At 38.5% G+C, this 22,227-nt stretch carries 24 protein-coding genes; 18 read left to right on the top strand and 6 right to left on the bottom strand.

Annotation, left to right across the window (positions count from 1 at the left end; genetic code table 11):
• From H5092_RS10890 to tyrR, 3 genes are all read left to right on the top strand, one after another.
• A complete protein-coding gene (locus H5092_RS10890) occupies positions 1-177 on the top strand; it encodes a hypothetical protein (RefSeq protein WP_006791404.1) in 177 nt (58 codons plus the stop codon).
• A complete protein-coding gene (gene bcsG / locus H5092_RS10885) occupies positions 174-1,754 on the top strand; it encodes a cellulose biosynthesis protein BcsG (protein WP_182712582.1) in 1,581 nt (526 codons plus the stop codon). The genes H5092_RS10890 and bcsG overlap by 4 nt, the downstream gene beginning before the upstream one ends.
• 171 nt (positions 1,755-1,925) lie before the next feature.
• Complete coding sequence (gene tyrR, locus H5092_RS10880) at positions 1,926-3,482, top strand: transcriptional regulator TyrR (RefSeq protein ID WP_182720533.1); 1,557 nt, start codon at positions 1,926-1,928, stop codon at positions 3,480-3,482.
• Between the two features lie 28 nt (positions 3,483-3,510).
• Here tyrR and H5092_RS10875 read toward each other — a convergent pair whose 3' ends face one another.
• Positions 3,511-4,005 (bottom strand): hypothetical protein, encoded by a 495-nt coding sequence (locus H5092_RS10875; RefSeq protein WP_182733483.1) that lies wholly within the window; start codon positions 4,003-4,005, stop codon positions 3,511-3,513.
• Positions 4,006-4,111: 106 nt separating this feature from the next.
• Here H5092_RS10875 and H5092_RS10870 point away from each other — a divergent pair, with 106 nt between their 5' ends.
• Positions 4,112-4,651 carry a thioesterase family protein gene (locus tag H5092_RS10870; RefSeq protein WP_024596631.1) on the top strand — a complete coding sequence of 180 codons (540 nt, stop codon included), beginning with the start codon at positions 4,112-4,114 and terminating at the stop codon, positions 4,649-4,651.
• Positions 4,652-4,733: 82 nt separating this feature from the next.
• Here the strand turns inward: H5092_RS10870 and H5092_RS10865 are convergent, their stop codons facing one another.
• Complete coding sequence (locus tag H5092_RS10865) at positions 4,734-5,387, bottom strand: OmpW family protein (protein WP_024596630.1); 654 nt, start codon at positions 5,385-5,387, stop codon at positions 4,734-4,736.
• A gap of 412 nt (positions 5,388-5,799) precedes the next feature.
• Complete coding sequence (locus H5092_RS10860; RefSeq protein WP_024596629.1) at positions 5,800-7,506, bottom strand: lysophospholipid acyltransferase family protein; 1,707 nt, start codon at positions 7,504-7,506, stop codon at positions 5,800-5,802.
• A gap of 129 nt (positions 7,507-7,635) precedes the next feature.
• Between H5092_RS10860 and H5092_RS10855 the strand changes: the two genes are divergently transcribed.
• Both H5092_RS10855 and H5092_RS10850 read left to right on the top strand, forming a co-directional pair.
• Entirely contained in the window at positions 7,636-8,556 is a 921-nt protein-coding gene (locus tag H5092_RS10855; RefSeq protein ID WP_182733482.1) for a glyoxylate/hydroxypyruvate reductase A, read from the top strand.
• 96 nt (positions 8,557-8,652) lie between these two features.
• Positions 8,653-8,799: a hypothetical protein gene (locus H5092_RS10850; RefSeq protein WP_182733481.1), complete on the top strand. Its 147-nt coding sequence runs from the start codon at positions 8,653-8,655 to the stop codon at positions 8,797-8,799.
• 205 nt (positions 8,800-9,004) lie between these two features.
• Here H5092_RS10850 and H5092_RS10845 read toward each other — a convergent pair whose 3' ends face one another.
• Positions 9,005-9,250 carry a hypothetical protein gene (locus H5092_RS10845; protein ID WP_002958222.1) on the bottom strand — a complete coding sequence of 82 codons (246 nt, stop codon included), beginning with the start codon at positions 9,248-9,250 and terminating at the stop codon, positions 9,005-9,007.
• 106 nt (positions 9,251-9,356) lie between these two features.
• Positions 9,357-9,800, bottom strand: a complete 444-nt coding sequence (locus H5092_RS10840) for a hypothetical protein (RefSeq protein WP_024603734.1) — start codon at positions 9,798-9,800, stop codon at positions 9,357-9,359.
• 113 nt (positions 9,801-9,913) lie between these two features.
• Between H5092_RS10840 and H5092_RS10835 the strand changes: the two genes are divergently transcribed.
• The gene (locus H5092_RS10835; RefSeq protein WP_002958224.1) at positions 9,914-10,297 is read left to right on the top strand and encodes a response regulator; all 384 of its coding nucleotides are present in this window, start codon (positions 9,914-9,916) and stop codon (positions 10,295-10,297) included.
• 108 nt (positions 10,298-10,405) lie between these two features.
• On the opposite strand, the gene rpsT is transcribed toward H5092_RS10835, so the two are convergent.
• Positions 10,406-10,666 (bottom strand): 30S ribosomal protein S20, encoded by a 261-nt coding sequence (rpsT, locus tag H5092_RS10830; protein WP_002958225.1) that lies wholly within the window; start codon positions 10,664-10,666, stop codon positions 10,406-10,408.
• Positions 10,667-10,961: 295 nt separating this feature from the next.
• Between rpsT and murJ the strand changes: the two genes are divergently transcribed.
• From murJ to H5092_RS10775, 11 genes are all read left to right on the top strand, one after another.
• Positions 10,962-12,500: a murein biosynthesis integral membrane protein MurJ gene (gene murJ, locus H5092_RS10825; RefSeq protein ID WP_370660919.1), complete on the top strand. Its 1,539-nt coding sequence runs from the start codon at positions 10,962-10,964 to the stop codon at positions 12,498-12,500.
• An 84-nt stretch (positions 12,501-12,584) separates the two neighbouring features.
• Positions 12,585-13,535: a bifunctional riboflavin kinase/FAD synthetase gene (gene ribF / locus H5092_RS10820; protein WP_024596625.1), complete on the top strand. Its 951-nt coding sequence runs from the start codon at positions 12,585-12,587 to the stop codon at positions 13,533-13,535.
• Positions 13,536-13,540: 5 nt separating this feature from the next.
• Positions 13,541-16,369: an isoleucine--tRNA ligase gene (gene ileS / locus H5092_RS10815; RefSeq protein ID WP_182733480.1), complete on the top strand. Its 2,829-nt coding sequence runs from the start codon at positions 13,541-13,543 to the stop codon at positions 16,367-16,369.
• Between the two features lie 12 nt (positions 16,370-16,381).
• Positions 16,382-16,882: a signal peptidase II gene (lspA, locus tag H5092_RS10810; protein WP_002958230.1), complete on the top strand. Its 501-nt coding sequence runs from the start codon at positions 16,382-16,384 to the stop codon at positions 16,880-16,882.
• Positions 16,879-17,319 carry an FKBP-type peptidyl-prolyl cis-trans isomerase gene (gene fkpB, locus H5092_RS10805; RefSeq protein WP_002958231.1) on the top strand — a complete coding sequence of 147 codons (441 nt, stop codon included), beginning with the start codon at positions 16,879-16,881 and terminating at the stop codon, positions 17,317-17,319. Before lspA ends, fkpB begins: the two co-directional genes overlap by 4 nt.
• Entirely contained in the window at positions 17,319-18,248 is a 930-nt protein-coding gene (gene ispH / locus H5092_RS10800) for a 4-hydroxy-3-methylbut-2-enyl diphosphate reductase (RefSeq protein ID WP_002958232.1), read from the top strand. Before fkpB ends, ispH begins: the two co-directional genes overlap by 1 nt.
• Positions 18,249-18,277: 29 nt before the next feature.
• Positions 18,278-19,312 carry a sensor histidine kinase gene (locus H5092_RS10795; protein ID WP_182733479.1) on the top strand — a complete coding sequence of 345 codons (1,035 nt, stop codon included), beginning with the start codon at positions 18,278-18,280 and terminating at the stop codon, positions 19,310-19,312.
• Positions 19,309-20,010 carry a LytTR family DNA-binding domain-containing protein gene (locus H5092_RS10790; protein ID WP_182733478.1) on the top strand — a complete coding sequence of 234 codons (702 nt, stop codon included), beginning with the start codon at positions 19,309-19,311 and terminating at the stop codon, positions 20,008-20,010. The genes H5092_RS10795 and H5092_RS10790 overlap by 4 nt, the downstream gene beginning before the upstream one ends.
• A 185-nt stretch (positions 20,011-20,195) precedes the next feature.
• Positions 20,196-20,756, top strand: coding sequence for a type IV pilus modification protein PilV (pilV, locus tag H5092_RS10785; RefSeq protein ID WP_024596572.1), 561 nt, complete (start codon positions 20,196-20,198; stop codon positions 20,754-20,756).
• A 1-nt stretch (position 20,757) separates the two neighbouring features.
• Positions 20,758-21,735, top strand: coding sequence for a PilW family protein (locus H5092_RS10780; protein ID WP_182712589.1), 978 nt, complete (start codon positions 20,758-20,760; stop codon positions 21,733-21,735).
• A complete protein-coding gene (locus tag H5092_RS10775; RefSeq protein WP_024596574.1) occupies positions 21,723-22,226 on the top strand; it encodes a hypothetical protein in 504 nt (167 codons plus the stop codon). Before H5092_RS10780 ends, H5092_RS10775 begins: the two co-directional genes overlap by 13 nt.
• Position 22,227: the final 1 nt, after the last annotated feature.

Here is a 22,227-nt window from a genome sequence, read left to right as displayed (position 1 = left end):
ATGAGTATTAATCAGCTTTTTATTACCGTTATTTTGGCAATTATAGTCGGTATTGTGCTTTGTATGTCGGCAACTCAAATATTGGCCAGAGTAAAAACATATTATTACAAGCTTACTTTTAAACACGAAGTACTTGAACCTTATACACCGAATAAAAAAAAGAAGGATGAGCAGTGAAATTATCAGGTTTAGGAGCGTGGAATCTTTATTTCTTAGCTAAATTTGCCTTGTTTTATTACGGCGCAATTGATTTTAATGTATTAACCAATGCTGCCCTTGCAGCACTTTTAGCAATCAAATTTAATAAATCGACTTTTGAAAAGTTAAAACATGTACTTGGTGGTATTTTTGCGATTATCATACTTTACCAAGACTCTTGGTTGCCGCCAATAAATAGGCTGACAAAGCAAGCTGGTAATGTTCAAGATTTCAGCTTTGGTTATTTTTTTGAACTTTTAGCACGTGTAATCAGTGTAGATATGCTATTGGCATTATTCGTTATTACCGTGTGTTTTTGGTATACATCTCAGTGGTTACGTTTTACAACAATTACAATTGTTGGGCTGCTTTTGATTGGATGGCAAGGAGAGGGTGAACAACCAGGCACAGTAGTAAATGCCAAATCTACAAATACAACAATTAGAAATGAGCCTACTAATCAAGCACAAGTCATTACTCGCGAAAGCCAAACGCCTGATCAAAAATTGTCAGACTTTTATCAACAACAAAGCCATTTAATTAGCCATTTTCCTTCGCAAGTTAATGGCGAACTGTTCGATGTCATCGTTTTAAATATTTGTTCAATGGCGATTGATGATTTGAACGCTATTGGCGTTAGTGTTGAAGACATGTTTAATGATTTTGATGTGGTGTTTTCAGATTTTAACTCAGCAACATCATACAGTGGGCCTGCAGCTATAAGGCTTTTACGCGCAAGTTGTGGGCAAACAAGCCAAACGGCTTTATTTAGTGATGCACCAGAGCAATGTTATCTATTTAAAAACTTAGAAAAATTAGGGTATCAAAGCAGCGTTGTGATGAACCACGATGGCCACTTCGATGACTTTAAAGGTTTGGTTAATCGCTTTGGTGGCCTAAACGATAAACCACTTAATATTGATTCGCTTCCAGTAGCGCAATACGGTTTTGACGACAGTCCTATTTATTCTGACGGTGCAGTGCTAGATAGTTGGCTTAAAAATGAAGCGCAAGATTGTGAGCCGTGTGCAATGTATTACAACACAACAAGCCTTCACGATGGTAACCAGCTGGCCAATAAAAAACGCATGAACAGCCTTGAAAGTTACCCAATCAGGCACGCTAATTTATTATCTGATATTAATCGTTTTATTCAAAACCTTGAAAAGCGCGGCCGTAATGTCATGTTAATGGTAGTACCCGAACATGGTGCAGCATTAAAAGGTGACAAGGTACAGTTTGCTGGCCTTCGTGAAATACCAAGCCCTACTATTGTATCTGTACCAGCCGCTATAAAATTTATTGGCCCAGACGTTAAAAGTTATTCGCAAATTATGATTAACGAATCGACTAGTTACTTTGCCTTATCTGAAATTGTTGCAAAAACACTTGAGACAAATGTTTTTGGGGGTAATAACAGCATTGCCAATTTAGTTGAAAACTTGCCAAAAGCACCAAAAGTTGCTGAAAATGCCGGCACAATCATGATGTATGTTAATAAACGACCTTACATACAACTTGATGGCGAAGAATGGTCTGCTTACCCTCAAGGTTAAAAGTAATTTAGCTACGCAGCAGGCTAGCTCTGCTGTGTAGCGTGTTTATGTTGTTATTCTTATGTGCTAATTAAAACGCAGACTTGTCCAAAAATGTTTACAATAAGCTACCTTATCAAAGCGACTTAGCGTATTATTCGGCTAATTTAGTTTTTTCTGCTTTGAGGATGTATGCGTCTAGATATTCACTGTGCTGATAGGATCGGTATAGCCCAAGAAATCCTTAATATTTTAGTTAACTACAGTGTTGATTTAAAAGGTATTGAGGTCGATTCTGTCAATTGCCGTATGTATGTGAGCTTTCCAGAAATAGAATTTGAGCAGTTTCAAAAAATCATGCCTTCTATCCGTCTGATTGATGGTGTGCATGATGTACGCACTACCGCATTTCTCCCTTCTGAGCGAGAGCATAACGAATTAAATACCTTGTTACGTGCATTACCTGATGGTGTTATTTCTATTGATGCTAAGGGCTGGGTACGTTTATGCAACGATGCTGCCTGTAAAGACCTGCAGTTAAGTGAAAAAGAAGTTATTGGTGCTAACATAAATAACCTACTAAAAGGCTTTAACTTTACGCGTTGGTTAGAGGGCAAGGAAGTGTTAGGCCAAACGACTCGGGTTGAAGTAGCTGGCGAAGACTTTATTGCAGATATTTTACCAATTGCCGTGCCACAAGGCAGTGAAGGCGATGTTTTAGCGGGTGCGGTTATTAATATTAAATCGCAAAGCCGCTTAGGGCAGCAGGTCAGTGCATTTAGACGCTACGGGCAAGAAAGCTTTGCGACTATTCATAACTTTAGTACGGCAATGCGCCGAGTTGTGCGCGAAGCACGCAAAATGGCGCAACTAGAAGCCCCTATTTTGATTACTGGTGAAACTGGCACAGGTAAAGAGTTATTAGCTCGCGCGTGTCATTACGCATCTAATCGCTCTGTTAAGCCTTTTATTGCGCTATCGTGTGCTTCACTTCCTGATGATGTTGCTGAGTCTGAATTATTTGGTTATGCCGGGTACGAAGAAAACGCAGCGCCAAAGCGTGGTGTATTAGAGCAAGCTGATGGTGGAACTGTATTTTTAGATGAAGTTGGCGAAATGTCGACTCAACTACAAACTAAGTTACTGCGTTTTTTACAAGATGGTACGTTTAGAAAAGTAGGCGATGAGAACGAAGTTAAAGTAAATGTACGTATTGTTGCCGCTACTCAAAAAGACTTACCTGCAATGGTACAAGAAGGGGTTTTTAGAGAAGACTTATACTACCGTATAAACGTGCTTACTTTAGAAATAGCGCCACTAAGAGATAGAAAAGCAGATGTAGGGCCACTTGCAGAGCATTTTATTCAAAAATATGCACAGCAAAATGGTCATGCAATTCCTGTTTTATCACAAGAGTGTTTAAGCTTCTTACAAGAGTATCCGTGGCCTGGAAATGTTCGTCAGCTGGAAAATGCCATTTACCGTGCAGTGTCGTTACTAGATGATAGCGAGCTTCGCGTAGAGCATTTACAGTTACCAACTTTTACCCATGATTTAGGGTATTTAGAGTCTGATTTTGAGGGCTCACTAGATCAAGCTGTTAAGCGCTTTGAAGCGACTTTACTTCGTAAACTTTACCCCGCTTACCCAAGCTCGCGTCAGTTAGCTAAGCGATTGGGCCTAAGTCACACCGCTGTAGCTAATAAGTTACGTGATTACGGGATTAATCGAAAAACAGTAAAAGTGTAATTGACTTAAAGAAATTAAAATATGGGGACTAATTTTTAGTGCCCATATTTTTTGTTACCCCATCAATTGCAATCGTCTCAATACCTTCTCCGTTAAAGTTCATTACGATACTGGCGTTATTACGAGTGAAAAAATAGCTACGGCCATTTAGCTCAATAACATAGTCACCTTTTACCGGATCGCTAAACTGCTGCTTTTTTAGAGTGACTGTATGTTCGCCAATTTGCCAGTCAAACTCCTCAATAAACCCGTTATTAAATTCTTGAACCCATACTTGGCTGTCATCTTTTGAAAGCGTGATGGCGACAGAGTAAGAGCTAGGAATTTGCTCCATATTGTAACTTTTAGATCCAATAGTGAATTTCTCAGCTTTTTGCTGCCATTCAAAACCAAATTTAAATTCTTTAACTACACCGGTAGGGTAAGTTACTGAGCCTTTACCTGGTAACGAGAAATCGGCAAAAGCATTGTAGCTAGGGACTAATAGGGCCAGTGCAGCGATAATTTTTAGTTTTGATTTCATTAGCTATCTTTTTTATTGTAATAATGATTTAAGATTAAAGTAGAATATTCGTCTTCGCAAGGGGCTATGCTACACTCGAATAAATTTAACTGGTAAGACCTTTACTGTGAACTTATATATTCGACTTTTATTATTATTTTTCAAAATTAAACGCAATAAGCAATATCAAAATCTACTTGATACAGTAGATATTGATTACAAAGCTTTGCCGACTGATTGTGATATTAATCTACATTTAACGAACTCACGCTATCTTGCGATGATGGATTTATCTCGCACGTGGATGACGGAGCGTGTTGGCTTACTAAAGCAAATAATGAAGCGTCGTTGGTTTCCGATTGTTAACGCAACTGCTATTACTTATATCCGCGATATTAAACCTATGCAGCGATATACAATAAGTACTAAGTTAGTTGGCTGGGATCATAAATACTTTTATATTGAGCAAAAGTTTCACTCAGAGCGAGGCTTACATGCTATTGCTTATGTACGCGGTGTATTTAAAAGTAAAAAGGGTATTATAAGTATTGAAGAAATGCTTGAAGTTGCTGGTTTTGATGGGCAAACACCTATATTGCCAAGTGAAGTAATGCACTGGAAAGAAATGTTAGAGCAGAAAAAGTTAAGTAACCTGCCAAATCGCTAATACCCTACAAATGAGAAAAAAGGCCTTTCGGCCTTTTAACATACATTGTAATTGGGTAACTATGTACTACTTCATATATGCTTTAAAAGCTGTACCTAACACCAAACATAGCCACAACAGGGTCAAGCTCAACAGTTGATGTAAGCGATTTTGCACCATTAGCATAAACAGTGGCATCGGTATCAATATCCATAATTGATACCATAGCGTGTAAACCCCAGTTTTTATCAATTTTATAGTTAGCACCTACCTGAGCCATAAAGCCAAACGAATCATCTAACTTTACTTCTACATCGTCTGTTCCTAGCGTTGCTTTAAGTGCTTGAGAGGGTTGCTCATCAAAAAATGTAGTGTAGTTTATGCCTACGCCTATAAAAGGTCTTAGCGCATAGCTTGTATCTAAAAAGTGGTATTGTGCAACCAATGACGGTGGAAGTTGTTTTATATCTGCAATTTTGTTGCCTGCTAAGCCGTCTGCGCCATTTACATCGTGTGAAAACGGTGTTGCTGCTATCAGCTCTAACACCCATTGATCGTTAAATGCATAATCTACGGTGATACCTAGTTGAGTATCTGAATCACCTTTAAGGCCTAGCGTAGGTGCTTCATTAATCGCTGAGCTACTGTTATCAGGGTTTACGTTAATAGCGCCAACATTTACGCTAAAGTTAGCGTGTGCAGCTGGAGAGAGTGCTAATAAAGAGGTTAATAATGCGATGCTAATTTGAGTTTTCATGTTGTTCTCCAAGAACTACTGTTTGATTGGCGCTATTATTACCGAGCAATAAATATGAAAACCTGTTCTAGATCAAAGTTTAAAAAGCATTTGAAGCTTATAAAATATTTTATTGATTTAGATTAATTTTAGTGTCGTTATGCTTTTGTAAAGATTGACATATTTATTTAATTAACAGTCACATGAATATATTAAGGCAGGCACTGCCTTGCCATAATCTCGTGTTTAACCAAGGGCCTTAATAAACAAGAAAATATGTTTTTAGCAGGGTTCAAAAAATAATTAAAACAGCCGACACTTAAAAAAGTATTGGAAGACTTAAATGCGATTGAGTAGGTTTGTATAATGAAATATAAACCGAGTATTTTATAATGCATAAAATACTCGGTGCACTGACTTTACTTATCAATAGTTATTCTAAATAACGTTTAGCTTTGTTTTCTTTCACACTTTTAAGATCGACTAATACCAATCCATCAATACAATTATTAAAATCGGGATCAATGCTAAAGCTTAAAAATTGTACACCGCCAGGGTTGCAAAGCTCAGTATATTGTTTAAATAAAGTAGGGACTTGAGCGCCCATATTAGCTAACACATGTTTTAACTCTACAAAATCTTCTTTAACATCGTTTCCATTAAAAAGAATATTGCATTGAGTTAGCTGTTGCTCAGTTAATTTAAGCTCATTATTAGGCGTAGCTAGTTCTATACTGCTTTTATAATAATGTTGATAGTAATAAACGAGCATGGCTTTGGCTTGCTCAGGTAGAGCGTTGGACACGCTTACAGCCCCAAATAAATATCTATACTGTGGGTAGTTTTTTATAAAAGCACCAATACCGTACCATAAATAGTCGAGACTCTTACGTCCCCAATACTTAGGTTGTACAAAACTTCTACCAAGCTCAATACCTTGGTGCAGATAGGGCGTCATAGCGTCGGTGTAAGAAAATAAACTATCGGTATATAAACCTTCACGTCCATGTTTTTGTATTATCTGTTGTGCGCAGGCTAATCGATAAGCACCTACTAGCTCTAGTTGCATAGGGTCCCACAGTACAAGGTGTTGGTAATCCATATCGTATTTATCTATATCACGACGCTTACCGCTTCCTTCACCTACTGCTCTAAATGCAATTTCTCTGAGGCGTCCCAACTCTCTAAAAATAGGTGAACTACCTACATATTGATATAAATGAATGTGCATGCCATCGTGTGTTTTACCCAGAAGCTGACATTGCTCAATTGCTCTTTTTAGTTCTTTTCTACACTCGGGCACAGCAATAGGTGTTTGTGTTTTTAGCGGCAGTGTTTTTTTAGTTGTAAGCCTATAAAGCTGCTTACGTATGAGGTTTACAATTTCTTTATCTTTAAGGTTTTCTATCAAGTAGGACTCAGGAGGGATAGAAGCACCAATTTCAAACTCTAAAGATTTTTGGCGCTGCTTAAACATTTCGGCCACTAATAGTAAACTTGCCAAAGGTTTATAAATCATTGATGTACCATAAAAAAGCGGACTATTTTTGGCTTTAATAAAAATAGGTAAAATGGGGCAGTTGGCTTTTTTTGCCATACGTAAAAAACCGCTATTCCATTTGCAATCCTTAATACCGGTTGGTCCTAGGCGCGACACTTCCCCTGCAGGAAATATAAGTAAGGCACCTCCACCTTTTAAATGGTTTTGTATATTACTAAGCTCTTGCTTTTTACTCATACCAGATAAGTTATCAACAGGGAGTAAAAGAGAATGCATTGCGCTGACCGACATTAACATGCGGTTTGCGACTACTTTTAAATCCTGCCTTACTGTAGAGAGTACTTTGATAAGTGCTAAAGCATCTAATGAACCAATAGGGTGGTTAGCAACAATAACAAGTTTACCCTCGTTAGGAATATGTTCTATCTGCTTAGGTTTATAGCGCGTATCAAAATTGAGTTCATCAAGTACTTGCTCAACAAATTCTAATCCTTGTAGGTGAGGGTACGTATTACCAAAGGTGATAAACTCTTGTTCATGCAATAAGTAACCTAAGCCCTTTTTTACTAAACCTTTTACTTTTGGAGAGTTCTCTAGTTGTGGTAAGTTTGCTGCAATTACTTTATCAACACTTATCATATTAACCTCATATTCCGTTTGGTCTATTCGCTATACATGTAAGATTAAAAAAAGGGTGTGACAGTTACTTTGCAGTAGTGTGACTTTTTAAAGTACTAAATTATAAACTGTGAATTGCTAGGAGAATTTATGTCGGTATTGGTGGCTATAACGGGGCGCAATAACGAAAAGCTAATAACGAAGTTACAAGAGCGATTACCAAATACATTGATAGAGCAATGGCCTGATTGCAAAAACGCAAATAATGTGGATTTTGTACTTGCGTGGAATGCTCCTGAGTCTCTGTGGCCGCAGCTGCCTAACTTAAAAGCTGTGTCGTCATTTGGTGCAGGCGTAGATAGTGTAAATCTAACATTATTACCTGAACATGTCGAAGTAGTACGTATTGTGGACATGCAATTAGCTGAAGATATGGCGGAATATGTACTTACACATGTCTTAGCTCAAAAATTACGCTTAAAAGAGTATTACACTAAACAAACACAGCAAACATGGAAGCCAAAACGAGCTTTTAGTAATAAACATGTTGGTATACTTGGATTTGGCGAATTAGGTAAAGCATGTGCGCAAAAACTTGTAACTAATGGTTTTAAAGTAAGTGCCTGGGCGCAAAGTAATAAAAACACGACTAATGTCGAGGTTTATTATGGCGATGAAGGACTTAGCGATATGCTTTTTAAGATTGATTATCTCGTGTGCTTATTACCTCTTACGCAGGCAACGAAGGGTATTATTAATCACTCAATGCTCGCTAAGCTACCTTCACATGCTGTTGTTATTAATGTAGCACGTGGTGCTCATGTGGTTGAGCAAGATTTATTAAATGCATTAAATAACGATAGCTTACGCGCTGCTACCTTGGATGTTTTTGACCAAGAACCTTTAACGCAGAATCACCCTTACTGGGGAAACCCCAAAATAACACTTACACCACATTGTGCAGCGCTATCTGATTTAAATAGCGTTATAGACCAAATAGCCGATAATATTGAACGTTTGAATATGGGCTTAGCACTCAATAATTCAGTGGATAGAACTAAAGGTTATTAGCTGATAGCTAATTAGTTTAAAAAACAGCTTGTTAACATTTGTAATTTTCATTAGTGTAAAAGATATTCTCACTAATAAAAATATAAAGAGGGTGTTATGAAATCCAGTCAAAGTGGGGCTAAATTAAGCCTCGTTGTTATTTCAATTATCGTGCTAGGTGTTTCAGCTTGGTTTAATCAGGCTAACGCTGAAGATAGTCCATCTAAAACACAAACCCAAAGTGAATTAACAATAGCAGGTTAACCTAGCTTATTAGGTATTTTCAGTTTTCGTCTTTCTTCTCGTTTCACTCAACAGTACATGCACAGCACCATTATTGCAGTGGTGCTTTAGTGGTGCTTTAGTGGCGCTTAATATTGTCCTGATCCATCGTGTTTCTAATATTTTAAAAATTCGCAATAAAAAAGCCCAGCAATGCTGGGCTATTAAATATTCTAAGGAAAAGTTGTTAACTTTGGGTTACATTAAATTGTCCAAATGTATAAACTTTAAACAGGTAAAAAGTGTTGATCAACACTAAACTCATATTTGAAATAACGCTCGACGACATAAGATCTAGGCTAAATGATAAGAATAATAAACCACATGCACTAATGGCGGCAACGCGCAGCAGTGTTATCTGGTTAATAAAGAATGCACCTAAACCTAGTGCAAGTAGTGTAGTATTTAAAAGCCAATCTAGCTCATTTAGCATGGTCGTTTCAATAGTTCAGTTGTTGAAAAAAGGAGCGCCATTATGTTGATCTTTTGCACACCTTTCAACCAAGTAATTTTAAATTTTCAGATTAGTTTTTTTAATGCTAAAAGTAACTGCCAATTGCCGAAAACAAACCATTGTCAGCAATTACTTGATACTTCTGACAGCTCTGTGGTTTTTGTAAATCACTGCATAAATAAAGGGATTCACGGCTAGAATCATAGTTGGGGTGCAAGTTGGAATCAATTAAAGTAGCTCCGTAACCTAAAAGTCCAGGCCAGTAAACACTCTCACTTACCATCCCTAATTTTTTATAGGTGAGCAAGGTTGGTTTTGGAAAAGCTAAAATTATTACAATAACAATGGCCAGAGATATAAATAGCCCCTTTTTTGACTTTGTTTTTTGGCTAGTGCCATTGTTTATGTTTGTTTTTTCCTCTGCGGGTATAGAGCGCTGAGTAGGGCGTTGCGGCTTTCTTTTTTGCGCTGTTTTTTTTCTTGTTGGTGCTTTACCTAGCAACGACTGTTTATTTGGGGTTTTAGACATAAAGCAAATCTGGCCTTTTTTCCGTAGGTCTCTATAATTAAATGAGCAAATTTATATACTAAGCTAATTATTATGATAACTTAAAGTTAGCTTATAGCCTACGAGGAATAAAGATGAATACGCAGCTATCAATTTTAATTGTAGATGACGTTAGCACAGTGCGTAGTTTTTTGAGCCAAACGCTCATGCACTTAGGGATAGATAACGTAAAGGAAGCATCTACTGCCTCACAATGTATTAGTGAGTGCCAGGCTGCAAATTATAATATCATTTTTTTAGACATAGAACTGCCGGACGGCGATGGCAAAGATTTGATTGCACAAATCAATGAATTAAGCCCTGAGACAAATGTAGTAATGGTATCTGCACATTCAGGTATTGAAAATGTTAAGGATGCAATTGATAAAGGCGCTAAAGGATTTGTAGTGAAGCCGTTTACACCTAAAAAAATAGCGGCAATGCTTAAGAAGTTTTATCCAGACTTGGAAAATGTATGACACCAATCTGTTTAAATATTTATGTCGACTGTTATTAAAGTACGAGATTAAATCTTAGATAAAAAAAAACCGGCAAAAGCCGGTTTTTTATATTCTATCAAAAACAAATTATAGAGCTTTAATCTTAGCTGCTATACGGCTCTTATGACGAGCTGCTTTGTTTTTGTGAATTAGACCCTTAGTTGCGTAACGGTCTAGGATAGGTGTAGCAACAGAAAAAGCTTGCTGTGCAGCTTCTTTATCGCCCGCTTCAATAGCAACAATTACTTTTTTGAAGTAAGTGCGCATCATTGAACGACGGCTTGCGTTGTGCTGACGGTTTTTTTCGCTTGTGATAGCGCGTTTTTTTGCAGACTTGATGTTAGCCAAGGTTTGCTCCTAACAATCTTAAAATAAAGCTTAAATTAAAGGCCGTGGAATATGCCTGTTTCTATCATGGATGTCAATTTAAATTTAACAATCCAAGAAAAACTGCACCATATAACGAGCATCAATTTGCCGCTTTAGCAGTTAATATAGACATTGTAACAAAGCACAGACCCCCAGCCTAGTGCTTTAAAGCGATTTATAAAAAAGACTGTGGCATAATCGCCTATCTTGAGGATTTTTGAGTAGGTTTAAGGTGTCAAAAGGTTTATTTCGCTCTGGTATGATTGTTAGTTGTATGACTATGATATCGCGTATTTTAGGGCTCGTTCGAGATGCTGTCGTTGCCAATTTATTAGGCGCAAGTGCAGCGGCTGATGTTTTTTTATTTGCTAACCGTATTCCTAATTTTTTACGCCGTTTATTTGCAGAAGGTGCCTTCGCACAAGCATTCGTACCTGTGCTAAGTGAAATTAAAGAACAGCAAGGCGACGACAAAGTCAGACTTTTTGTTGCACAAGCAGCAGGCACATTAGGAACCATTTTACTAATTGTCACTATTATTGGTGTTGTTGCTTCCCCTGTTATTGCAGCACTATTTGGTACCGGTTGGTTTATAGATTGGTGGCAAGGCGGACCTAATGCCGAAAAATTTGAACTTGCAAGTTCACTACTTAAACTTACATTCCCCTATTTATTTTTTGTAAGTTTAGTTGCACTTAGTGGTGCGGTAATGAATGTGTATAACCGTTTTGCTGTTGCTGCATTTACACCAGTTTTGCTTAATGTTTCTATTATTACGTGTGCAATTTTTTTACATGATAAATTTTCGGTAGGTGCTTATTCACTTGCCATAGGTGTATTTGTCGGTGGTGTAGTGCAGCTACTATTTCAATTACCGTTCTTGTATCGCGCTAAAATGTTGGCGCGTCCGCGCTGGGCATGGCAAGACGAAAACGTAAAAAAAGTACGAAAACTTATGCTACCGGCTTTGTTTGGTGTCTCTATTAGTCAAATTAATCTGTTGCTCGATACCATGATTGCGTCATTACTGATGACGGGCTCAATTGCATGGCTTTACTATTCAGACCGCTTAATTGAATTTCCGCTGGGGTTATTTGGTATTGGTATTGCGACAGTTATTTTACCGGCGCTTTCTAAACTACATAGCAGTAAAAAAAGTAGCGACTTTCAGCATACTCTCGATTGGGGAGTTCGTTTTGTTATATTTTTAGGCCTGCCAGCAATGATAGGTTTGATGATCATCAGCCCACTTATTATTACCGTGTTGTTCGACCACGGTGCATTTAAAGAAGACAGTATTGATCATGTCAAAGCTGTAAGCTTAGGCGTAGTCGCATATTCGGTCGGACTTGTAAGCTTTATGCTAATAAAAGTACTCGCTCCTGGCTTTTATGCTCGTCAAGATACAAAAACACCGGTGCGTATTGGTATTATTACCTTAGTACTTAATATGGTGTTTAACATTATGCTGGCTCCTTTCATTGGTTATTTAGGGTTGGCACTTGCTACTTCGTTATCGGCTAGCTGCAATGCATTTTTATTATACAGACAGCTTAAAAAAGAAAATGTATACCAGTTCTCATCAATGAGTATGCGTTTTACACTTAAATGTGTTGTTGCAAGTATTGTTATGGGAGCTGTCACATGGTTTGTGAGCAGTTACTATTATTGGGCTACATGGGCCTTTACACAGCAAGTAATATTATTAGTAGCGCTAGTGGCTTTGGCAGGTATTAGCTACTTTGCAATGCTATTTGTGATGGGCGTTAGACTAAATACGATAAAAAGTGTAGCAATTACTGAATCAAACTAAAAAAAAGATTATAATCGGCAACTCTGCGGCTTTAATCATTTTTTAGCCGTAATTAATAGCTCGCTAAACAAGGCATTAGGTGGCATGGAGTTAATTAGAGGTATACACAATATTCGCCCACACCATTTTGGTTGTGTGTTAACTATTGGTAATTTTGACGGCGTTCATTTAGGCCACGCAGAAGTACTAAAAGGTTTACTTAGCGATGCTAAAGCGCATAGTTTGCCTAGCACTGTAATGCTGTTTGAACCCCAGCCACAAGAGTTTTTTGCTAAAAACAATGCCCCTGCACGGTTAACGCGCTTACGAGATAAGTTACGTTTATTGAGTGATTTAGGTATTGAGCGAGTTATTTGCATTAGCTTTAATCAGCAATTTGCAAACATGCATGCTGAGCAATTCGTTAATGAGATTTTGATTAAAAAGTTAGGTGTTAAAGCACTTACTGTTGGTGATGATTTTAAGTTTGGAAAGCAACGCCAAGGTAACTTTCACTTACTTGCTAGCATGGGTAAGCAAGCGGGCATGGATGTAAAAAGCACCGCGAGCTTTCGTCAATTAAATGCTAGAGTAAGCAGCACTTTAATACGAGATGCTTTAGCATCCGGTGACTTAGCGAGTGCTAAAATAATGCTTGGTCACGATTATGCTATTTCTGGGCGTGTTATACATGGCTGGAAAAGAGGACGTGAACTCGGTTTTAGAACGGCAAATATAGCCCTAAAACGCCAAGTGTGTCCTGTCAACGGAGTGTTTGCAGTGCAAGCAACGATTGCAGGAAAACAGATTTTTGGAGTTGCAAATGTAGGCAATAAGCCGACATTTAATGGAACTCGTGCATTATTAGAAGTTCACCTTTTTGATTTTGCACAGGATATTTACGGACAATTTATGCATGTGGAGTTAATAGAAAAACTTCGCGATGAGAAAAAATTCGAGACATTAACACAATTAACGGCGCAAATAGCAACTGATGTTGCTGCCGCTAAGCAGTGTTTTGGTTTAAATCAGGTAGCCGATAGAGACGGAATGTAGGATAAATGAGCGACTATAAACATACTTTGAACTTACCGGAAACACCGTTTCCAATGCGTGGCAATTTGGCACAACGTGAACCAAAAATGCTTAAAGCATGGTATGAGGACGACCTTTATGGTCAAATTCGCAGCGCTAAGAAAGGTAAAAAAACCTTTATTTTGCATGACGGCCCTCCGTATGCAAATGGCGATATCCATTTAGGCCACTCAGTTAATAAAATATTAAAAGATATTATTGTTAAGTCTAAAACATTATCTGACTTTGATTCACCATTAGTTCCAGGTTGGGATTGTCATGGTTTACCAATCGAGTTAATGGTTGAGAAAAAAGTAGGCAAGCCGGGTGTAAAAGTTACTGCGAGTGAGTTTCGTGAAAAATGCCGTGCATACGCTAAAAAACAAGTTGAAGGTCAAAAAGTTGATTTTAAACGTTTAGGCGTATTTGCAGATTGGGATAAGCCATATTTAACAATGAACTTTGACTTTGAAGCAAATGCAATTCGTGTACTTGGTCGAATTATTGAAAAAGGTCATTTGCATAAAGGCGCCAAGCCTGTGCATTGGTGTACAGACTGTGGCTCTGCATTAGCCGAAGCAGAAGTTGAATACCAAGATAAACAGTCTCCAGCAATAGATGTGCGTTTTACATTTGTTGATCAAGATGCTGTTGTTAGTGCATTTGATTTGGCTGATGGTCATAAAGGTGAAGGCAGTGTTGGTACTGTTATTTGGACAACAACACCGTGGACGCTTCCTGCAAACCGCGCTGTGGCTGTGCATGCCGATTTAGAGTATGCGTTAGTACAGGTTGAAGATGAAGGCGTACAACAACGTCTAATTTTAGGTTCTGAGCTTGTTAAAGATGCTATGGACCGTTTTGGTTTTAATCACTTTCACGTACTAGGGTATGTAAAAGGTGCAGCGCTTGAAAACTTGCAAGTAGCCCATCCTTTTTATGATTTTAATGTACCAGTGATTGTTGCAGAACACGTAACTACTGATTCAGGTACTGGTGTTGTACATACCGCCCCAGGCCATGGTCAAGAAGATTTCGTGGCTGGTTTAAATTACAACCTTGAAGTGGCTAACCCTGTTGGTGCAAATGGTGTTTATTTACCAGATACCGAACTTTTTGCAGGTCAGCATGTATTTAAGGCGAATGCGAGCGTAATTGAAGTGTTAAAAGAGCGTGGTGCGCTTATGCATCACCATGCGCTTACGCATAGTTACCCACATTGCTGGCGTCATAAAACACCAATCATTTTCCGTGCTACACCACAATGGTTTGTAAGTATGGATCAGGCTAACTTACGTCAAGATTCTCTTGCTGAGATTAAAAACACGCAGTGGTTACCAGAGTGGGGCGAAAGCCGTATTTCTAACATGGTTGAAAGCCGCCCAGATTGGTGTATTTCTCGCCAGCGTACTTGGGGCGTTCCTATTGCATTGTTCGTTGATAAAGACACCGGTGCACTTCACCCAAATACTCAAGAGCTAATTGCTCAAGCAGCAGAGCTTGTTGAAAAGTCTGGTATACAAGCATGGTACGATTTAGAACCAGCTACTTTACTTGGTGAAGAAGACGCCAAGCAATACATGAAAGTGCAAGATACGCTAGATGTATGGTTTGACTCAGGTGTGTCACACGCTTGTGTAGTAGATGCACGTGAAGACTTGGTTGGTCCAGCTGATTTATACCTTGAAGGTTCTGATCAGCACCGTGGTTGGTTTATGTCATCAATGATGACATCTGTGGCTATTAATGGTCATGCGCCATACCGCCAAGTATTGACTCATGGTTTTACTGTTGATGAAAACGGCCGCAAAATGTCTAAGTCGTTAGGTAATGTTATTTCACCACAAAATGTGATGAATAAACTAGGTGCTGACATTCTACGTTTGTGGGTGGCTTCTACCGATTACACGGCAGAAATGACTGTGTCGGATGAAATATTTAAACGCTCAGCCGATCGTTACCGCCGTATTCGTAACACCAGCCGTTACTTGCTTGCTAACCTAAATGGTTTTAACCCAGAAACAGATCAAGTAGCTGTTGATGATATGGTTGAGCTTGATAAGTGGATTGTTGGCCGCGCAGCTCAGTTGCAAGACGAGATTTTAGCCGCATACGACAGCTACCAAATGCTATTAGTAACGCAAAAGCTAATGAACTTCTGTACGGGTGAGCTTGGCTCGTTCTATTTAGATGTTATTAAAGATCGTCAATATACAGCTAAGAGTGATAGCCATGCACGTCGTTCTTGTCAAACTGCGCTTTATCATATCGCAGAAGCAATGACGCGTTGGATGGCACCTATTATGAGCTTTACCGCACAAGAAATTTGGGAAGCGTTACCGGGTGAGCGTAGTGACTACGTATTTACATCAGTTTGGTACGATGGCTTACAAGCGCCAACAAATAGCCAATTTAGTAACGATGATTGGTTAGAGATTTTAACTGTACGTGACGAAGTAAACCGCTTATTAGAAGCTGCACGTAAAGAAGAAGTCATTGGTGCAACACTTCAAGCAACGGTGAATTTATTTACGGGTAAAGAGCTTGCCGCTAAATTAAACGCGCTTGGTGATGAACTGCGTTTTGTATTGTTAACATCGGCCGTAAATGTTTCTGAAGTTGATAGCCAGCCTGCAGATACACAAGCTACCGAAATTGAAGGTTTGTTCATTAGCGTTGCTGCAACAGATGCTGCTAAATGTGAGCGTTGTTGGCATTACAGCGAAGATGTAGGTGTTGAGCCTGCTCATCCTGAAATTTGTGGTCGTTGTGTAAGTAATGTTGACGGCGAAGGTGAAAAGCGTCAATTCGCTTAGGAGTTATTCTTAGTGAGCAAACTAGCCCAAAAAAGTGGTTTAGTGTGGCTTTGGTTGAGTCTATTACTTTTAGTAATAGACTTTGCCAGTAAAACACTTGTTGTAGGGACTATGGCTTATCAAGAGTCTATAAACTTACTCCCTGTTTTTAGTATTACTTATGTACATAACTATGGTGCTGCTTATAGCTTTTTAAGTGAAGCGGGTGGTTGGCAACGTTGGTTTTTAAGTGCAATTGCCGTTGCTATTAGTGCTTTGCTTGTATGGTGGCTAAAACGCTTACCTGCTACAAATAAAGTACTATGCGGTGCTTATGCATTGGTACTTGCTGGCGCTATTGGTAATTTATACGATCGTATTGCGTATGGTTATGTAATCGACTTTATTCACGTTTTTTATAAAGACTCACATTTTCCTGTATTTAATATTGCCGATTGCGCTATTTGTATTGGCGCAGCATTATTGTTATTTGACGCCTTCACCGGCGAGAGTCCAAAGGAGCATAAAGCATGAGCCAAGCTGTAATTGGTGAAAACTCGCAAGTTATTTTCCATTTTTCTATTAAATTAGAAGATGGCTCTGCCGCTGATTCTACCAAGGTGCACAACAAACCTGCTAAATTAACAATGGGTGATGGCAGCTTAACGGCAAACTTCGAAAAGTGTTTATTAGGGCTAACTGCAGGCGAAAGTAAAACGTTTGAATTAGAACCTGAAGATGCTTTTGGTCAGCCAAACCCAGATAATATTTACTACGTTGACCGTAGTAAGTTTGGTCCAGAAACACCAGCTAAGGTAGGTGCAATTATTGCGTTTACTCAACCTGATGGCACTGAGCTTCCTGGTTTAGTCCGCGAAGTGCAAGGTGAGTCGGTAACGATTGATTTTAATCACCCTTTATCTGGCCAGCGTTTAACGTTTGAAGTTGATATTATTGAGGTGGAAGGTTAATGGAAATATTACTAGCTAATCCTCGCGGCTTTTGCGCTGGTGTTGACCGTGCTATTAGTATTGTTGAGCGCGCTTTAGATATTTTTGAAAAGCCAATTTATGTTCGCCACGAAGTAGTACATAACCGCTATGTGGTTGATGGACTAAAAAGCCGTGGTGCGGTATTTGTTGAAGAGCTTGATCAAGTACCTGACGACAGTATTGTTATTTTTAGCGCACATGGCGTATCGCAAGCGGTTCGCAGCGAGGCTAAACGTCGTGATTTAAAAGTATTTGATGCAACGTGTCCGCTTGTAACTAAAGTGCATATGGAAGTTACACGTGCGAGTCGCAAAGGTATTGAGTGTATTTTAATTGGACATCATGGTCACCCTGAAGTAGAGGGAACAATGGGACAATATGATAACTCAGACGGTGGTATTTATCTTGTTGAAACCGTTGATGATGTTGTTGCGCTTAATGTAAAAAATGCTGAAAATCTTTTTTATTGCAGCCAAACAACACTCTCAGTTGATGACACAGCAGATGTTATTGACGCACTACGCAATAAGTTTCCATCAATTGACGGACCTCGTAAAGATGATATTTGCTATGCAACGCAAAATCGTCAGGATGCTGTTCGTGACTTAGCTGACAAAGTTGATGTGCTATTAGTTGTTGGCGCTAAAAACAGTTCTAACTCTAATCGTTTACGTGAACTTGCAGATAAAATGGGCACTGTTGCTTATTTAATTGATGACGCAACTGATGTGCAAGAGCAGTGGGTTTCAGGTTCTAAATCAGTGGGTGTAACTGCGGGTGCATCTGCGCCAGAAGTACTTGTACAACAAGTTATAAGCCGATTAAAAGATCTTGGTGGTACGCAAGTTGTTGAAAACCCAGGCGAAGAAGAGAATATCGTATTTGCTGTTCCTGTAGAGCTACGTTAATTTAAAATTTAGATTATAGGAGAGTCGTTATGAGCAAGTCACTAAAAAATGATGGTTTGCTTTTTTCGGCTCTTTTTAATGAGCGAGGCGTACTAGCTTCGCTTATTGTTTCTCAAGTTATTGCTATTGTTTTAGCCTTTGCACCCAATGTAGAAGGCGATATTTGGCTTCGACTTGGGATCATTAGTTTGTTTATGCATTTAATTGTTTTAGTCGGTACCTCTTCTTTATACTTCTGTAGATTTTTCTTACAAACGCGCACCCAAACTTTTCAATTAAGTTTGTTTTTTATCTTTTTTTTATTATCTACATGCATTTTTAGTATTTTATTTTCCCATTTTGCTTTTGATATAGATGATACAGATAACTTAATTTATTTCACACTTCGCAATTGCATTATAGTGGCTTTGCTGGCGGCTTTATTCGTCCAATTTTTATTAATTCATTTTGAAAAAGAGCAACAAACTAAAGCACTTTCTCGAGCTGAGCTTGATGCCTTGCAAGCTAGAATACGTCCTCATTTTTTATATAATAGTTTAAACACCGCTGCAGAGCTTACCCATCATGATGCCGATGCGGCAGAGCAGGCTATTTTAGCATTAGCCGCCTTATCGCAGGCTGCAATGCACTCAGGAAAAAATGTATCTCTTGACGATGAAATAACGCTGAGTAAGCAATATATAGCACTTGAAACATGGCGTTTCGGTAATCGCTTAAGAGTTGATTGGCAAATACCCAATGAACTACCTGCATTGAGTATTCCTTGTCTAACCCTGCAGCCATTAATTGAAAATGCAGTATGCCACGGTGTTGAAACAAGTGAGCATGGTGCAGAAATAAAAGTAGAGCTACATATTACTACCGGCTATATAACCATGATTGTTTCTAACCCAATAACAATTTCTAATGCTCAAACTAGGCCTAATAACGGCATGGCGCTTGAAAATATTCGCCAGCGATTAAATATTTATTATAAAAATAAAGCGCAGCTAACAATTACTAATAAAAATGATGTGTTTAGGGTCAAGGTCGTGATCCCTAAGCTTATTGAGGGTAGTGTATGAACGTACTCATTGTTGATGATGAACCTCTTGCGAGATCGCGCTTAATTCGTTTGTTGGCACATGATAAAAGTATAGTTGTACAAGGCGAGGCTAGTAATGGTAATGAAGCTCTGGTACTTGCTAAAAAGCAAACGCCGGATTTGATTTTTTTAGATGTTGATATGCCTGGTATGAATGGTTTGCAAGTTGCTAATGAGCTCAATAGTTTAACTCTACCTCCTGCTATTGTTTTTATAACTGCTCACTCTGAGCATGCCTTCGATGCTTTACAATTAAGCGCTGCAGGCTATTTAGTTAAACCTATTTCAGAGCAATCATTGCAAAAGGTGCTTAAGCAAGTTGGGCGCTTAAATAAAGTACATATTCAAAAACAACAAAATGCAAAAATCTCTTATCAGCTAGCTGGTACTCTACGCAGTGTTGATATAAATGATGTTTTGTATTTTAGTGCCGAAGAAAAGTATACCAAAATGATATTCTGTGGTGGAGAAGCTTTACTTGAACAAAGTCTAAAACAATTAGAGTTACAATATCCTACACATATTTTGCGAATTCATCGCAATACATTGGTTAGTAAACAAAAAGTAATTGCTTTGCATTCAAAAGCGAATGGCAATCATATGATTGAGCTACAAGGGTGCAGTGAGTTATTGCCAGTGAGCCGCCGTGAGCTTAAATTAGTAAAAAATTCGCTTTAGGCTTACCTTGCAATTAACCTCCCCTTGATTTAAATACATTTGAGTCTTAATTATCAACGGTGTTATTGAATAAACAGGTTTAATTAACCGTTTATCAACAAATATAACCGCTTGTCTTAGTCCTCATTGATTCCTCAAATAAATAACATAAACTTAAAATCAGATAATTTTTATTTGGTTTTATTATGCAATCACCTCACGTAAAAGTGCAAAGAGGCTTCACTCTGATTGAAGTGCTAATTGCATTTATTATTCTTAGTTTTGGCCTTTTAGGCGCAGTTGCTTTGCAAGCAAAAGCAAAGCAAGCAAGCTTTGATTCTATGCAGCGTGCTGCTGCAGTTGCACTTGGTAATGATATTGTGCAGCGTATCCGTGCTAACGATACCCCGCAAATAGCTAGCCTATATACCCAAACATTTAATAGCGAAGCCTCAACTAAAACCTCACAGACGTGTTTTACAAGCACTTGTAGCGCAGCGCAAGTTGCAGCCCTAGACCTTGAGCAATGGAAAAGAGCTATAAAAGCAAGGGAAAACACAGGCTCTTTAGATGACGCAACTGTATGTATTGCGGCTACTGCAGTTGCAGGTACAGGTGGTAAAGCATTTAATTTAGAGGTCGTTGTATCTTGGCAAGGGCGTCAAGAGTTTAATGCAAATAGTACGACTGGAGACATCAAGTGTGGAACGGCTGATAAAAAGCGCCGTTTAGTTGTTTTAACTAGTTATATTTACCTTAGGAGCTAACATGAAGCAAAAAGGTTTTACACTTGTAGAAATGATGATTTCATTATTTATTGGTGGGTTAATTTTAGGCGGCGTTATGTTTACCTATATAGGTATGAAAGTAACCACTAAAGATACGATGACTATTGGTGAACTTCAAGAATCAGGACGCCTTGCAATTAACATAATGCAACGTGATATTGAGCAAATTGGCTTTTGGGGCACTTACTATGATGATTCTTTTACTTCGGTAAACACAGAAGCATTATCAAACCCGCTAAATGACTGTTTCGAAGGACTAAATAACGGTAGTTTTCCTGATTTGGCAACTGCGAGTAACTTTAGAACTATTTATGCGAAGGTTGCAGATGCTTCAAAAGAACTAAACTGCGTAACGAGTCCAGTAAAAGGTACCGATATTATTCAGTTAAAGTTTTTACAAGGTGATCAATTAACTGAAGCTGAGACTCAAACGAGTGAAAACTATTTCATAGCGGAGCAAGAGAGAGCTCAATTCAAGCGAGGTGAAATTACAGGAAGTTCTGTTAATGCCTCTATTTGGCCGTATAGCCATCATGTTTATTATATTTCAGAGCAAACATATAAAGTAAATAACAAGAACCTAACTGTACCTGCATTAATGAGAAAGCGCTTAGTTGGTGGAAATATCACCACAGAAACTATTATGGAAGGTGTCGAAAACATGCGGTTTGTTTTTGGTCTCGATACAAACAGCGACAATCGTGTAGATACATACCGAAGTATTAAAAGTATGGAGCACACTGATTGGGAAAATCGAAAGGGTATTTTAACAGTACAGGTATTTTTATTAATACGCGCATTGGAGCCAGACCCTGGGGTTAAAATTAAAAACCAAACTTACATATTAGGTGAAGATGAAAACAAGCGTGAATTGAAATTCACAGATAGTTTCAGACGCACAGTGTTTACCACGACTATTCGATTAAATAATGTTGGATCAAATTTATGGCGTATTTAAAACAATCACAGAAAAAGCAGCAGGGTGTAGTACTGATCACTGCTCTAATAATGGTAATTGCAGTGACGGGTATAGCGGTGACCCTTATGAGCAGTAGTAGTATTGATATTAAAATTACCAATGCAGCGCAAGAGCGTGAAGTGGCCGAAAATGAACTTATTGGCGAAGTACAGCGCATGATTTCTGATGAAGCAAATAAAGGTGCGAATAATCAGTTTTTTTTGAGTCCAGATGAAGTCACTTCGATTGCAGCCTCTGATAAAGAAGGCATGGTGATCGCAACACATGATGGTATGCAAAGCAAAATGGTTAATCTAAACAAAGGTGCGCTTGACCTAGAGTGTCCTCGACGCTTTAATTTTACTGCAGGTATATCGTGCAATATGTTACAGGTCGCCACGACAATAGAATATGGCTCTAAAAGTAAGCATGAACTAACCATTGTTACAGGTGTAGCGCAAGAAATGGCTAGCATAAGTAAGGGGATTTAAT

Origin of the sequence: Pseudoalteromonas sp. SR41-7, from assembly GCF_014163935.1 — a bacterium.
GTDB lineage: Bacteria > Pseudomonadota > Gammaproteobacteria > Enterobacterales > Alteromonadaceae > Pseudoalteromonas > Pseudoalteromonas distincta.
The sequence above is the reverse complement of the archived record's forward strand: the minus strand, read 5'-3'. Positions and strand labels throughout refer to the sequence as shown.

What these genes read in the sequence shown, in the direction of transcription:
- H5092_RS10890 (WP_006791404.1), top strand. Translation starts at nt 1, where the DNA reads ATGAGTATTAATCAGCTTTTTATTACCGTTATTTTGGCAATTATAGTC.
- tyrR (WP_182720533.1), top strand. Translation starts at nt 1,926, where the DNA reads ATGCGTCTAGATATTCACTGTGCTGATAGGATCGGTATAGCCCAAGAA.
- H5092_RS10875 (WP_182733483.1), bottom strand. Translation starts at nt 4,005, where the DNA reads ATGAAATCAAAACTAAAAATTATCGCTGCACTGGCCCTATTAGTCCCT.
- H5092_RS10865 (WP_024596630.1), bottom strand. Translation starts at nt 5,387, where the DNA reads ATGAAAACTCAAATTAGCATCGCATTATTAACCTCTTTATTAGCACTC.
- H5092_RS10860 (WP_024596629.1), bottom strand. Translation starts at nt 7,506, where the DNA reads ATGATAAGTGTTGATAAAGTAATTGCAGCAAACTTACCACAACTAGAG.
- H5092_RS10855 (WP_182733482.1), top strand. Translation starts at nt 7,636, where the DNA reads ATGTCGGTATTGGTGGCTATAACGGGGCGCAATAACGAAAAGCTAATA.
- H5092_RS10850 (WP_182733481.1), top strand. Translation starts at nt 8,653, where the DNA reads ATGAAATCCAGTCAAAGTGGGGCTAAATTAAGCCTCGTTGTTATTTCA.
- H5092_RS10845 (WP_002958222.1), bottom strand. Translation starts at nt 9,250, where the DNA reads ATGCTAAATGAGCTAGATTGGCTTTTAAATACTACACTACTTGCACTA.
- H5092_RS10840 (WP_024603734.1), bottom strand. Translation starts at nt 9,800, where the DNA reads ATGTCTAAAACCCCAAATAAACAGTCGTTGCTAGGTAAAGCACCAACA.
- H5092_RS10835 (WP_002958224.1), top strand. Translation starts at nt 9,914, where the DNA reads ATGAATACGCAGCTATCAATTTTAATTGTAGATGACGTTAGCACAGTG.
- murJ (WP_370660919.1), top strand. Translation starts at nt 10,962, where the DNA reads ATGACTATGATATCGCGTATTTTAGGGCTCGTTCGAGATGCTGTCGTT.
- ribF (WP_024596625.1), top strand. Translation starts at nt 12,585, where the DNA reads ATGGAGTTAATTAGAGGTATACACAATATTCGCCCACACCATTTTGGT.
- ileS (WP_182733480.1), top strand. Translation starts at nt 13,541, where the DNA reads ATGAGCGACTATAAACATACTTTGAACTTACCGGAAACACCGTTTCCA.
- fkpB (WP_002958231.1), top strand. Translation starts at nt 16,879, where the DNA reads ATGAGCCAAGCTGTAATTGGTGAAAACTCGCAAGTTATTTTCCATTTT.
- ispH (WP_002958232.1), top strand. Translation starts at nt 17,319, where the DNA reads ATGGAAATATTACTAGCTAATCCTCGCGGCTTTTGCGCTGGTGTTGAC.
- H5092_RS10795 (WP_182733479.1), top strand. Translation starts at nt 18,278, where the DNA reads ATGAGCAAGTCACTAAAAAATGATGGTTTGCTTTTTTCGGCTCTTTTT.
- H5092_RS10790 (WP_182733478.1), top strand. Translation starts at nt 19,309, where the DNA reads ATGAACGTACTCATTGTTGATGATGAACCTCTTGCGAGATCGCGCTTA.
- pilV (WP_024596572.1), top strand. Translation starts at nt 20,196, where the DNA reads ATGCAATCACCTCACGTAAAAGTGCAAAGAGGCTTCACTCTGATTGAA.
- H5092_RS10780 (WP_182712589.1), top strand. Translation starts at nt 20,758, where the DNA reads ATGAAGCAAAAAGGTTTTACACTTGTAGAAATGATGATTTCATTATTT.
- H5092_RS10775 (WP_024596574.1), top strand. Translation starts at nt 21,723, where the DNA reads ATGGCGTATTTAAAACAATCACAGAAAAAGCAGCAGGGTGTAGTACTG.